15 protein-coding genes and 1 other annotated feature are annotated in these 12,125 nt (G+C 35.8%); of the genes, 8 read left to right on the top strand and 7 right to left on the bottom strand.

The features are described from left to right. Positions 1–163 precede the first annotated feature (163 nt). Complete coding sequence (locus MKX53_RS14045; RefSeq protein ID WP_340912053.1) at positions 164–946, bottom strand: alpha/beta fold hydrolase; 783 nt, start codon at positions 944–946, stop codon at positions 164–166. 226 nt (positions 947–1,172) lie between these two features. Beyond that, positions 1,173–1,387, top strand: a binding site (T-box leader). A 49-nt stretch (positions 1,388–1,436) separates the two neighbouring features. On the opposite strand from MKX53_RS14045, the gene proS reads away from it, so the two are divergent. Next, a complete protein-coding gene (gene proS / locus MKX53_RS14040; protein WP_340912052.1) occupies positions 1,437–2,876 on the top strand; it encodes a proline--tRNA ligase in 1,440 nt (479 codons plus the stop codon). A gap of 60 nt (positions 2,877–2,936) precedes the next feature. On the opposite strand, the gene MKX53_RS14035 is transcribed toward proS, so the two are convergent. From MKX53_RS14035 to MKX53_RS14025, 3 genes are read right to left on the bottom strand one after another with little or no spacing between them, the layout of a single operon-like run. Beyond that, entirely contained in the window at positions 2,937–3,563 is a 627-nt protein-coding gene (locus MKX53_RS14035) for a TerD family protein (RefSeq protein WP_340912050.1), read from the bottom strand. A 39-nt stretch (positions 3,564–3,602) separates the two neighbouring features. Beyond that, a complete protein-coding gene (locus tag MKX53_RS14030; RefSeq protein WP_340912048.1) occupies positions 3,603–4,661 on the bottom strand; it encodes an ATP-grasp domain-containing protein in 1,059 nt (352 codons plus the stop codon). Further along, positions 4,661–5,356, bottom strand: coding sequence for a B3/B4 domain-containing protein (locus MKX53_RS14025; RefSeq protein WP_340912046.1), 696 nt, complete (start codon positions 5,354–5,356; stop codon positions 4,661–4,663). Before MKX53_RS14025 ends, MKX53_RS14030 begins: the two co-directional genes overlap by 1 nt. Positions 5,357–5,412: 56 nt before the next feature. Between MKX53_RS14025 and queG the strand changes: the two genes are divergently transcribed. The 7 genes from queG to MKX53_RS13990 all read left to right on the top strand — a co-directional run bounded on the left by queG (position 5,413) and on the right by MKX53_RS13990 (position 9,666). Beyond that, positions 5,413–6,552, top strand: a complete 1,140-nt coding sequence (gene queG, locus MKX53_RS14020) for a tRNA epoxyqueuosine(34) reductase QueG (protein WP_340912044.1) — start codon at positions 5,413–5,415, stop codon at positions 6,550–6,552. A 12-nt stretch (positions 6,553–6,564) separates the two neighbouring features. Beyond that, entirely contained in the window at positions 6,565–7,038 is a 474-nt protein-coding gene (gene trmL, locus MKX53_RS14015) for a tRNA (uridine(34)/cytosine(34)/5-carboxymethylaminomethyluridine(34)-2'-O)-methyltransferase TrmL (protein ID WP_093538561.1), read from the top strand. Positions 7,039–7,368: 330 nt separating this feature from the next. Continuing rightward, positions 7,369–7,551 carry a hypothetical protein gene (locus MKX53_RS14010; protein ID WP_340912041.1) on the top strand — a complete coding sequence of 61 codons (183 nt, stop codon included), beginning with the start codon at positions 7,369–7,371 and terminating at the stop codon, positions 7,549–7,551. Between the two features lie 39 nt (positions 7,552–7,590). Next, on the top strand, positions 7,591–8,421 hold the full coding sequence (locus MKX53_RS14005; RefSeq protein ID WP_340912038.1) for an aldo/keto reductase: 831 nt from the start codon (positions 7,591–7,593) through the stop codon (positions 8,419–8,421). Positions 8,422–8,583: 162 nt separating this feature from the next. After that, the gene (locus MKX53_RS14000; RefSeq protein ID WP_340912035.1) at positions 8,584–8,862 is read left to right on the top strand and encodes a hypothetical protein; all 279 of its coding nucleotides are present in this window, start codon (positions 8,584–8,586) and stop codon (positions 8,860–8,862) included. Positions 8,863–8,881: 19 nt separating this feature from the next. Next, positions 8,882–9,100 (top strand): hypothetical protein, encoded by a 219-nt coding sequence (locus MKX53_RS13995; protein ID WP_340912033.1) that lies wholly within the window; start codon positions 8,882–8,884, stop codon positions 9,098–9,100. Positions 9,101–9,114: 14 nt separating this feature from the next. After that, positions 9,115–9,666, top strand: coding sequence for an NUDIX hydrolase (locus MKX53_RS13990; protein WP_340912031.1), 552 nt, complete (start codon positions 9,115–9,117; stop codon positions 9,664–9,666). Between the two features lie 525 nt (positions 9,667–10,191). Here MKX53_RS13990 and MKX53_RS13985 read toward each other — a convergent pair. From MKX53_RS13985 to MKX53_RS13975, 3 genes are read right to left on the bottom strand one after another with little or no spacing between them, the layout of a single operon-like run. Continuing rightward, the gene (locus MKX53_RS13985; RefSeq protein WP_093538570.1) at positions 10,192–11,049 is read right to left on the bottom strand and encodes an RluA family pseudouridine synthase; all 858 of its coding nucleotides are present in this window, start codon (positions 11,047–11,049) and stop codon (positions 10,192–10,194) included. Between the two features lie 52 nt (positions 11,050–11,101). After that, complete coding sequence (locus tag MKX53_RS13980; protein WP_340912027.1) at positions 11,102–11,572, bottom strand: thioredoxin family protein; 471 nt, start codon at positions 11,570–11,572, stop codon at positions 11,102–11,104. 1 nt (position 11,573) lies between these two features. After that, a complete protein-coding gene (locus MKX53_RS13975) occupies positions 11,574–11,999 on the bottom strand; it encodes a disulfide oxidoreductase (RefSeq protein WP_093538572.1) in 426 nt (141 codons plus the stop codon). Between the last annotated feature and the right edge of the window lie 126 nt (positions 12,000–12,125).

Raw genomic sequence — 12,125 nt, 5'->3', positions numbered from 1 at the left:
AACATGTAAAATTTATTATTGTTTGATAAAGATCCACTTTCATTTAATTTTTTAAACTATATATGTACTTTAGTAAGCGAGTCTCTTAAAGGTAGAGTTTGAAAAGATTCACAAGATAGCTTATTAAGCCCTCCCGTGAACCAATTCTAATAGTAAGTAAAACCTATCCAACAAACTGTTTGATTAGCTCGTTAAATTTTTCTCGTTCTTCCCAGAAAAGCCCATGTCCGCTATAGTGAAATGGAACGAGATGCGAATTTTTTATGGCTTCGTTAAGTTCTTGAGCTTGTTTAAATGGCACAAGCTTGTCATGTACACCATGAACGATTAATGTAGGAACTGTTATTTTAGGAAGATCTGTACCAAGCTTTTCATCTCTTAAAGTGTTGATAATTGCTGCTGTGGACCAACCAGCTGCTTGTAGTCCTAATCCATTAAACCAATTAGAGAATGGGGCAGAAATATATTGAAAGAAAAAAGTATCTGTTACACCTTGCATCATTTTAGGTCGGTCGTTTAATGTTTCTGTAAGAAGTCGGTTCGCTGTTTCCTGTGTAAATCCAGTTGGAGCAGCGGCGTCTATTAGAATCAGTCTCGATAATCCGTAAGCATTGTGACGAGTCGCATATCGTATAGCGATTGCTCCTCCTGTAGAATGGCCAGCTAGCGTAAAGTTGGTTAACTGGAGTGATTTAACTACTGCATGGATGTCATCTGCTAGTCTGTCAAAGTTGTAGCCATGGATTGGTCTATCTGACTTTCCAAATCCTCTCCAGTCAATACCAATACAGCGATATCCCATTGATGGCAGAACATCATACTGATATTCGAATTGTTCATGGTTTAAAGGCCAACCATGTAAAAACACAATTGTCTTGCTTGCACTAGGATTGATATCCTCTACAAATAAATTCACACCTTGTTCTACGTTTACAAAGTAACCCACGCCAATTCCTCCATGAAAAAGTTTTATAGGTTAAGATACTCGAAAGTGTTTAAATGGGTGAATCGCAAGATACTAACCACAAATCGCAAATTAGAATTTTTTAATCGTAAGTTCCCCTAAGATAATCGCAAGTTCCAAGGCTTGCTCTTTACATAAAAAACATAAAATTATTAGCAGAGCTTTATTCACATTGTATTAAAGTAGGATATTTGGTATATTATTAGTAATACAATCTACGAAGTGACCAAGTAAATGAGAATTGTGAAACAGAAAGTATGGCCAATGCTGAAAGCTATACCACCGCTTCTTATTGAAACCTATCACGGAGATGTTATGTAAACATAACCGACTCGTTTTCGTTAACAAACGTTTAGAGGGCTTAAAATTTTTAAGCTAAACTAAGGTGGTACCACGTCTATTCAGCACAGAGACGTCCTTTTACGAGGATGACTTTGTGCTTTTTTCATTGATGTAAATAGGAGGAATATAAATGACAAATCAACAGCAAAACGATTTTACTAAATGGTATATTGACACGATTCAGAAGGCAGATTTAATGGATTACACACCAGTTCGTGGGTGTATTGCTTTTAAACCAGATGGCTTTGAAATTTGGGAGCATATTCAAGATGAGATGAACAGACGTTTTAAAGAAACAGGTCACCGTAATGCTTATTTCCCAATGCTAATTCCTGAATCTTTCTTCCAAAAAGAAAAGGATCATATTGAAGGGTTTGCGCCAGAATTACCATGGGTTACTGAGGCAGCTGGTGAAAAATTAGAAGAGCGTTTAGCATTACGCCCAACATCAGAAACAATGATTGGTCATTTGTATTCGAATTGGATTAAGAGTTATCGTGATCTGCCAGTTCTTATTAACCAATGGGCTAACGTTTTTCGTTGGGAAAAGAAAACACTTCCATTTATCCGTACTTCTGAATTTTTATGGCAAGAAGGACATACAGCACACGTAGACGAGGAAGAGGCACGTCAGGAAACAATGCAGATGCTTAACATCTATAAAGAGGTTGTAGAGGAGCTTTTAGCAATTCCTGTATATGATGGTCAAAAAACACCTTCCGAACGTTTTGCAGGAGCTGTAGATACCTATTCTATCGAAGCTATGATGAAAGACGGAAAAGCTGTTCAAGCTGGGACTTCTCATTACCTTGGAACAAAATTTGCGGAAGCATTTGATATCAAATACTTAAACAAAGAAAACAAGCATCAGCATGTGCATACAACGTCTTGGGGAACATCTACTCGTTTAATCGGTTCAGTTATTATGGTACATGGTGATGAACAGGGTCTTGTATTACCTCCACGTGTTGCACCAACTCAAGTAGTGCTAATTCCTGTGGGTCCTTGGAAGAAGAACCCTGCAATTATGGAGAAATTAGATGAGCTATATGCTGCATTAAAAGCAAAAGGTATTCGTGTTCGACTTGACGATTCAGATCAATCTCCTGGTTATAAATTCAATGAATGGGAGCTTAAAGGTGTACCGGTTCGTATTGAATTAGGACCTCGTGATTTAGAGAACAATCAAGCACTGATCAAAGTACGTGACCTGATCGAAAAAGAATCAGTAGAAATTGCTGTTATAGTAGAACGTATTGAAGAAGAGTTAACTACTATGCAAACACGTTTACTGGAGAAAGCTCGTGCATTCCGTGATGAGAATTCCCATACAAATGTAGATTCTCTAGAGCAATTAAAACAACATCTTACGGATTCAACGGAAAATGGCACAATTCCTGGATGGATTCTTGCAGGATGGTGTGGGGAGGATGCTTGTGAAGAGAATGTGAAGAATGAAACGAAATTTACGACTCGTAATATTCCATTCAACCCACCAACTGAAAAAGCAACATGTATTAACTGTGGGAAAGATTCGAAACATACTGTATGGTTCGGTCGTGCCTACTAAAAAATAGTAGTGATTAAAAAAAACAACCCTAAGTGGTTGTTTTTTTGATGACGAAACATATTATTTTGATCCTGCTACCCAATTCATACCCCAGTTATACGCATGATCCATCTCTTTATGACCCTTGAAGTATTCTACTAAGCGTTCAATTTTAAATGTCTCATTATTTATATTTTCAATCATTGCGACTGCACACATTATTTGTCCATTACGATGTTCATCTAGCTTCACTTCAATAGCTGGTCCAGCCGGATATGTTAATGTAACAACTCCATCTGCTTCTGCCCAATTGGCTACCCCTTGATAGATAAATGAATACACCAAAATTCTTTTTATATCTGTTATTTTATTTCCGTTAATTCTCAGGTTTTCTCCTCCTGATATGGAACCAGTACGATCATCACCATCGAGTTCCATATAGGGTGCTTGCTTTAGTGTGCCAAAAGCGTTACCTAAAGCTTGTACGCAGCCTTTTTCGCCGTTATTTAATTCATATAAGCAACCTAGGTCTAAGTCTACACCTTTAGGTTTTCCACCGAGTAGGGAAGAAAGGAATCCAGTAGATTTTGCTTTAACTTGTTGATCCCATTGGAGATTTACTAAAATTTCTCCGATATTATTGTTGTTTTTAGTAAGATTAATGGACTGTCCCTTTTTCTTAAGCTCAATCTTGTTCAAATTTACCATCAATAATCACTCCTTTTCTAATTTCACCATTTTGTCTACTTAAACTAAAACCGAAGAATCTTCTGAAGATAGGATTACTGGCTGTTCTATGTGTGTTGCTTTCAAACCAAATTTAGGATAAAGAGGCTCCAACTGATTACCTAGCAATAATTTAATAGCATAGTAGGGGAAATTGATATCTGCTAGACAGCTGATATGCAATCCACCACTCATACGGGGATTAATCTCTAGTAGCTTAGGAATACCGTCTTTGTATTTAACTTGGATATTAAATACATAAGGAATTTTATATTGTATTGCCATTTTCTCTGCGATTTCGATTAAATCTTTGTTGTATTCAATTTCTCGAATACGTCCATTTCCTTTTTTCCTAGGTATTGCAGTAAGTAGTGTTCCGTCTGCATCAGCTAAACAGTCGATACTATACTCATAGCCATCCAAATATTCCAAAACCATTAAGTCCGGGAAATGCTCCTGCGTTTGTAAAATTCTAAGGGCAGTTTCATATGAAATTTTTTGAGAAGAAGCAGTATTGAATATAAAAGGAATCGTATCTGCATCATTATCTATAATTCGGAATCCGCTTGCTCCTTCTCCAATGACAGGTTTAATGCATAGTTTCGTATTATCCTTACTTAATTGTTCATAGGCTTCTTTAAATTCCTTCGCATTGTTAACAATTTGATAGGATGGAATAGTAACGATAAAGTTACCTTCCTTTTCTTGGCTTTGTAAAGATTGATACATCGCTGCTTTGTTATCTACCATGGCCATTAAATCACCATCCGGACAAACCAACACTGACACACCGATGTCTTCGAACTTTTCTAAGTGCCGAGATATAAGCAAGTTTTCTTTTCGTGGAACAAATATATGAATCTGATTTTGTATACAATAGTCTAAGCAAAACTGTATATAATCCTCGCCCTCAATATCTGGCTCTGTACTAAACACATCGCAATAATTGAAATATACAGTGTCAGAATTAGGATGTGTTCCATGAATGATAAATTCTTGTTGATCGGGATTATGACGTATCAACTCCATGTAGTGTGAAACAGTTGAAAACCATCTGTTAAACCAAATATTGAGGACCATTATAACTCTCCTTTGCTCGTATGAAAGTTTGTATTTAAAATTTTTGTTTTAAAATCACCGCCATGTATTTGAGTAAACATGGAAGCCATAGATTCAAGTAATTTCTTACTTTCCTCTATCTTTAAGGAAGGACGTAGAAATACGATTTGTAATGCTTCTGTAGTATCTTCTGTTACAGCTGTTCGTGCAGAGTCTACAAATGGACTTCCAAATGGTCCTGCCTCATCCTGTAGAGTTATAATATTTTTTAATGTATTATCTCTGTCATTTAATCCGACATAAGTTGTTTCTTCGGTTCCAATAGTGATGTTTGTTTCACCTTGAATTTTCGCCACATCATATATACCCATTGGAATTTCATATTGCATAGAGAAGAAGTTGTTTAAATCTACAGCAGAATGCAAGGGTGTGATATAATTTTGTTTTGCAATCCTTCTATACATAGCTTCCATTGAGGGGCGGTACCGATTAGGATCTGCTCCGAACTTTTTCCAGAGAGCTCTCCATTCTTTAATCCCCGCGAAATCATTTACGGGCTTGTCGTCCATTTCAAAGAAAAGTTGCTCTTGAAATAATTGAAGTCTTCCTTTAAGCATTTGGGGTGAGGAAGTAACAATAATTTTGGTATAATGAATAATACCTATTTTAAATGAGGGCTCTATTTCAGTAATTGAATCATCCAATTTTACTAACATATCAACCATCCTTACAATTATTTTTCTTAAGTGTAGCATAAGAAAGGAGAACATTTGTGAATATCATTCAGTTTCAAGAAAACCTCATAGATTATGCAGCATCCATTGGAATTGACAAAATTGGATTTACTTCTGTTTCTCCATTTCATGAATTAAAAAATCGATTAATCCGACAGCAGGAGTTAGGGTATGCCTCTGGATTCGAAGAACCTGATATTGAGAAAAGAGTGCATCCTGAAAACTTGTCAGAAGAAGCTAGTAGTATTATATCTATTGCAATTGCGTATCCTTCAAAAATGAAAGATGCCCCTCAAAGTGTGAAAGGTGCAAGACGAGGAATCTTCGCACGCGCATCATGGGGTATAGATTATCATACAGTTTTACGTGAAAAGTTAGCACTGTTAGAATTATATATTTTATCGCATATTCCAGATGCTAAATTGCGCTCAATGGTAGATACAGGAGAACTTTCGGATCGTGCCGTAGCAGAGCGCGCCGGAATAGGATGGAGTGCAAAAAACTGCGCTATTATTACTCCTGAGTTTGGTTCTTATGTCTATTTAGGAGAAATGATTACGTCAATTCCTTTTGAGTCTAGTGAGCAGATGGAGGACCAATGTGGTGATTGTCGATTATGCTTAGATGTTTGTCCAACAGGAGCCTTAATAGAAGGTGGTCAGCTAAATGCCCAGCGCTGTATTGCTTTTATAACCCAAACGAAAACAAGGGTTCCAGATGAATTTCGAGCAAAAATTGGTAATCGCATATATGGTTGTGATACATGCCAAACAGTTTGTCCAAAAAACAAAGGCAAAGCCAATCTTCACCAAGAATCATTTAAGCCAGAACCTGAGTTAGTGAAACCTTTGCTACTACCTTTACTTAAAATGACGAATCGCACATTTAAAGAAACATATGGTCATATGTCCGGTGCTTGGCGAGGGAAGAATCCAATTCAGCGAAATGCTATAATTGCATTAGCTCATTTTAAAGAGCAGGCAGCAGTTCCAACACTGATAGATTTAATGCAACATGATGCTAGACCAGTCATCCGTGGTACAGCAGCGTGGGCAATAGGTAAAATAAATACACAAGAAGGCTTGCTAGCCCTTCAAGAGGCTGAACAAAGTGAACAAGTGGATGAAGTTTTAGAAGAGATTAGAAAAGGGTTAGAATATTATACAGTAGAGAATTAGGAAGTGGAATATTTGAGTATTAATGTTGTTTTATATCAACCAGAAATACCTGCTAATACAGGGAATATAGCTAGAACTTGTGCCGGAACAGATGTTAAATTACATTTAATCCGACCTTTAGGATTCTCCACAGATGATAAGATGCTAAAGCGAGCAGGATTAGATTATTGGGAACATGTAGATATTACTTATTATGATGGTCTCGATGAGTTTTTTGCAGCACATCCATCTGGCGAATACTATTTAATTACAAAGTTTGGGGCTAAGCCACATACTACGTTTGATTTTAGTGATACGGAGAAGGATCATTTCTTTATTTTTGGACGTGAAACAAAAGGGTTGCCAAGAGAGTTTATAGATGCACATCCTGATCGTGCATTGAGAATTCCTATGAACGATAATATTCGTTCCTTAAATTTATCGAATACAGCAGCCATTCTAGTTTACGAGGCATTACGTCAGCAAAACTATCCAAATTTGCACTAAGAAGAGCTAGGTATCATGATTGGGTTCACTAAAAAAACGGACGAGGTCATAAATGACTCGTCCGTTTTAACAATAGATTATTTTTCAGATGCACCTGGTTTGTCATCGTATCCTGCTGTGAAAATTGCCACAAGGAACGAAATACTAACACCAAGAATAAGGATTAGTTTCATATGGAGTGCCTCCTCTATAGTATTCTGCACCTAGTATACCCTAATTTGTTTGAAAAAGAAATATTTCAAAAAAACGAAATTTGACAAAAATCGTTCATTTGAATGTTGCAACCTTTCGAATATTCTACTAACATAAAGAAAAGGAGTGATTTTTGATATGAACGAATTCAAAAATGGTCCAGAGAACGGTTCAATGGCAACAAACATGGAAGAACTAAAGCAGTTAGGAAAACAAATGGATAGAATGAGAGACAACAAAGAGCTAGAAGAAGATAATCGAGTGTCCGATCCAGCCCAATCGGAAGAAACATCTTCCATGAAGAAAAGAGAAAACGACTGAGTAACTCAGTCGTTTTCCTCCTAAGAAAGGATGAGAACTATGGCTTTAAATATACATTCAACAAAAAAGTTATCAAATGGAATTGAGATGCCTAGATTGGGATTAGGCGTTTATAAAATGACTGAACCTGATATGGCAATTCAAGCAATGACAGCTGCTCTAGATTATGGCTATCGTCATATTGACACGGCAAGTTTATATGCCAACGAAAAAGAAGTGGGCGAAGCAGTTAGATCATCAAATGTTCCACGCAAAGATATATTCATTACTACAAAGGTGTGGAATACAGATCAAGGCTATGATCAAACTCTCAGAGCATTTGAAAAGTCTTTAAAGCTCTTAGAGATGGATTACGTAGATTTATATTTAACGCATTGGCCAATTACAGAAACTTTTGTAGATACATATCGAGCAATAGAACGGTTATATGATGAAAAGCTAATTCGAGCTACAGGTGTTGCCAATCATCATCAGCATCATTTGGAGGCTATTTCTGTTAAAGCAAACGTTAAACCAATGGTTAACCAAATTGAATGTCATCCACGCCTTACGCAGTTTGATCTACGTGAGTATTGTGCAGAACAAGAAATCGCGATAACTTCGTGGTCTCCACTTGCAAGAGGACGAATATTAGAGGAGCCAACATTACAACGTATTAGTAACAAATATGGTAAGTCTACTGCTCAAACCATTATAAGATGGCACCTGCAACATGATTTGATCGTCATTCCTAAGTCAGAAAATCCATCTAGAATTGCCGAAAATATGGATGTATTTGATTTTGAGTTATCATTCGAGGACATGAAAAATATAGATGCACTTAACTTAAATGAGCGTACTGGTAAAGATCCAGATAACTTTAGTTTTTAATAAGATGATTTAAGTAATATTGCACGATAGTATCTCTCCTGATTTTGAAGAGAAACTATCGTGTTTTTATTTATATTGGAAAATATTACGAAATAATGAAACCTATTACATATTTAAGCGTATTAGTAATAATACATGAATAAATATTAGATGAGGTCAATAATGAATATATTTTTTGAAAAGACTTACAAGAAAAAAAGTAGTAAGCCGTTCATAATATTAAAGATGCTATTGATAAGTTTGATGATTGCAATGCTAATAATGACCATATGGAATAATTTAGATATTTTTTATGTGAGATTAGTATTCATATTAGCAGGGATTAACTTTATGGTAGATGCTATAGAAAGTTATCTTCAAAAAGAAAGTAAAAAAGTGATAATAAGAGAAGTAGTGTTAGGGGCTTTGCATATATTATTTGCTTTAATCCTTAAGTGGTGAGTGTTAGGAGGAGACTTTAATGGAAGGTTTTATGGGAACAGGAAATTGGCTAGGCATCTTATCTATCGTTTTTATAGTATTATGCTTTTATTTTACGCTTACTTTTTTTCAATACTTAAAACAAGAGGATGCACGTTTAACTAAACAATCCAAATTTGGAGCAGTTATTTGCCTCGCAGTGAGCTTGCTAATTCCAGCAATATACAATCTATATATTTTTATGGAGATGATGAGGTAAGGGAGTATGGGGTTATGAAGCAATGGAAGACGTTAAATACGGAGTATGTCCATAAAAGCTCTTACGGAAATATTAGGAAAGATATATGTGAGCTTCCTAATGGTCTGGTCATTAATGATTATTTTGTAAATGAGTATTCCGATTGGGTGAATGCTGTTGTTCTAACTAAGGAAAATAAAATACTACTGGTAGAGCAATATAGACATGCCGGAAATGATATCTATTTAGAAATTCCTGCAGGTAAAAGAGAACATGGGGAAACGGATGAGGAAGGCATTATAAGAGAAGTTAAAGAAGAAACAGGGTACATTTCACGACAAACACCTATTTTGCTGGGTGAATTTATGATTAATCCTGCTACGCAAACTAATAAAATTAGAACCTATCTCCTGTTAGATGCATATAAACAATTTGATCAAGAACTAGATGAAACCGAGGAGATATGTGTACAATTGTTAGATTTTGAATCGTTAGGTTCTCTTATAAAAACAAATAAGATCAAAACACAGCTTTTTACTGCTCATGCTTATCATCTGACAAAGACTTTCCTTTCTGAAAACCCGTAAAAGTAGAGGAGTGATTATTATTTCTAACACAGATTACTTCATATTATTTGTAATTACTCTCGTAAGTATACTTATCAATTTTATTTTGTCGAAACTGTACAAAGACAAGGAAAAAGTAGATAAGGGTTTTGTATTTGTTTATCACAAGCTAACCTATAGAAGAAAAATGGTGCGAACACTTTGGACAGCTCCTTTTTTAATTCTTTGTTTAATTATGATAAAGAAAGTTAGTGAATGGCCATCGTACTTAATTCTCCTGTTCTCTATCTTTTGTTTTGTAATGATTGTTTGGGATTTTTCTTATAACTATTTAAAGTGGAAAAAGTTAGAGAAAAATAGAGAAGAAGTAGATGCTAGAGAAAAAGAAAAAGTAAAATCCATATAAAACGCAGATGAGAATTAAAAATCTCACCTGCGTTTTCATTTGTGCAACGTTTGAATTCATACTCGCAACGTCGGTTAGTATAGAAGCAACATTTGACTACTTATTCGCAACGTCCACTGATTTACTGCCATAACATCAACCTAGTTCTGTTGGCGTTTATCTTCTATAACGAGTACTTCACCTGTTATGGGATGATTAAATTGGACTTTAAATGCATGAAGCTCATACATTTTAGTTGGTGTTCTTTTAGCACCATATAGTTCGTCTCCAACAATTGGATGTCCTAGATGAGCTAAGTGAACTCGAATTTGGTGGGTACGTCCAGTTTCTAAAATGGCATGTACTTTCGTGAATTGTTCATGTTTCCCTGCAACTTCATAATGAGTAATAGCATTTTGCCCAGACGGAGAAACTCTTTTGCGGGTCGGATGGTGGCGATCATTACCGATAGCTGCTCGAATGGTGCCATGCTGGTTTTTCACTTGACCTTCTACAGTTGCCTCGTACGTGCGGACAATTGTTTTGTTCTCCAGCATACGATCGAGCATACCTTTGACAAGTGGATTTTTTGCAATAACTACTAATCCCTTTGTGCCTTCATCGATGCGATGTACATGTTCACCGTAATGCTGGTCTTTACTGTGTAAATAATTTGTCACAGTGTTCATAAAGGTATGATTTTGACCATCTTCGTTAGGATGTGTCGCTACTCCGCGTGGTTTAGAAGCGATTAGTAAATACTCATCTTCATATGCTACATATAAAGGAATCTGATCGGAAAGGAGATAGTTTGAAGATTCCCCCTCCCATTTAATAACGAGTACATCACCTTTTTTGTTTGGAAGCTTCCATTGTAGAAGTTCTCCGCTCTTGTTGCTTACGGCTTTCTGCATTAGTAACTCATGTATTAACTTCTTGCCTAATTTCCATTTCTCTTGAAATAGATTATTGATGGTTAATCCATCTTCTTGTACGGTATACGTTAATGTATGAATCATCTTCCTAACTCCTTTAAAAAAAGGGTCTGTCTGCTCGACATGACCCTTTTGGTTATTTTAAAACGACTTCATCAAAGAATCCTTGAATTTGACTATTAGATATGGCACCTTCTACTCGAACTACTTCTTGGCCTTTTTCAAAATAGATCATTGTTGGTGTTGCTTTGATACGGTAATCATTCCAACCCTTTTCATACTCAAGTACATTGTATTTTACAATTTCAACTTTATTTTCTTTAGCAAGCGGTGTCAGTCGTGGTGTCATCTCTTGACAATGTACACACTCTGGGCTGAAGAAGTAAGCTGTCACAGGTTCTCCAGTAGCAATCTTTTTTTCCAATTCTTCTGGTAAAATAATATTTTGATAGTTCGGATCATCGATTAGATCAATAGTAGATTGTCTTAGGTCATCCGTATCGTATGGATTATTCGCTAATGCATCCTTGTTTTTCTGAGCGTTTAACACAAAGATTAATACAAAGACTGCAACGATAATACCACCAAAAATAAGTAGTTTTTTCAAGTTACTTTTCCTCCTTGATGTCCCTCCATACTAAAACACTTGTAATTGCAATTATAATAAATGCAATAAGAGCTAAAAATGGAATGGTTATAAAACCTGCATAGTTAATATATTCTCCAGTACACGCTACTCTACCACATGCGGGTGCTGATTCTTGCATGAAAGTAAGTTTTTGAATGCTATAATGATAAGCAGATATACATCCACCAATCACGGAGAATATAAAAGTTGTTACTGCAATTTTAGGGTTTTTTTGAACATATGCAATTCCTAATATTAGCACAAGTGGATACATGAGTATACGCTGGTACCAACATAAATCACATGGTTCGTATCCTCTTACTTCTGAAAAGTAGAGTGAACCTAATGTTGCAGTAAGGGAAACTGTCCACATAAATAGTAATAGATTTTCCAGTTTTTTTGTCATAGGAACTCCTTTAAATTACTTTGAACTCAAATTAAAGTATAATCCTTCTTTAAATACATGTAAAATATTTTATCTGAAGAGCAAATAGCTATATAATGAAAGTTACTGATGAAAGAGGAGCCGATA

This window comes from Psychrobacillus sp. FSL K6-4615 (assembly GCF_038008225.1).
GTDB lineage: Bacteria > Bacillota > Bacilli > Bacillales_A > Planococcaceae > Psychrobacillus > Psychrobacillus psychrotolerans.
Note: the sequence above shows the minus strand (reverse complement) of the source record. Positions and strands in the feature narration are given on the sequence as shown.

Coding starts and splice junctions, on each gene's coding strand:
- MKX53_RS13975 (WP_093538572.1), bottom strand. CDS start 11,999: ATGACAAAAAAACTGGAAAATCTATTACTATTTATGTGGACAGTTTCC.
- MKX53_RS13995 (WP_340912033.1), top strand. CDS start 8,882: ATGGAAGGTTTTATGGGAACAGGAAATTGGCTAGGCATCTTATCTATC.
- MKX53_RS14025 (WP_340912046.1), bottom strand. CDS start 5,356: ATGTTAGTAAAATTGGATGATTCAATTACTGAAATAGAGCCCTCATTT.
- proS (WP_340912052.1), top strand. CDS start 1,437: ATGACAAATCAACAGCAAAACGATTTTACTAAATGGTATATTGACACG.
- MKX53_RS14030 (WP_340912048.1), bottom strand. CDS start 4,661: ATGGTCCTCAATATTTGGTTTAACAGATGGTTTTCAACTGTTTCACAC.
- MKX53_RS13990 (WP_340912031.1), top strand. CDS start 9,115: ATGAAGCAATGGAAGACGTTAAATACGGAGTATGTCCATAAAAGCTCT.
- MKX53_RS14010 (WP_340912041.1), top strand. CDS start 7,369: ATGAACGAATTCAAAAATGGTCCAGAGAACGGTTCAATGGCAACAAAC.
- MKX53_RS14035 (WP_340912050.1), bottom strand. CDS start 3,563: ATGGTAAATTTGAACAAGATTGAGCTTAAGAAAAAGGGACAGTCCATT.
- MKX53_RS13985 (WP_093538570.1), bottom strand. CDS start 11,049: ATGATTCATACATTAACGTATACCGTACAAGAAGATGGATTAACCATC.
- MKX53_RS14000 (WP_340912035.1), top strand. CDS start 8,584: ATGAATATATTTTTTGAAAAGACTTACAAGAAAAAAAGTAGTAAGCCG.
- MKX53_RS14005 (WP_340912038.1), top strand. CDS start 7,591: ATGGCTTTAAATATACATTCAACAAAAAAGTTATCAAATGGAATTGAG.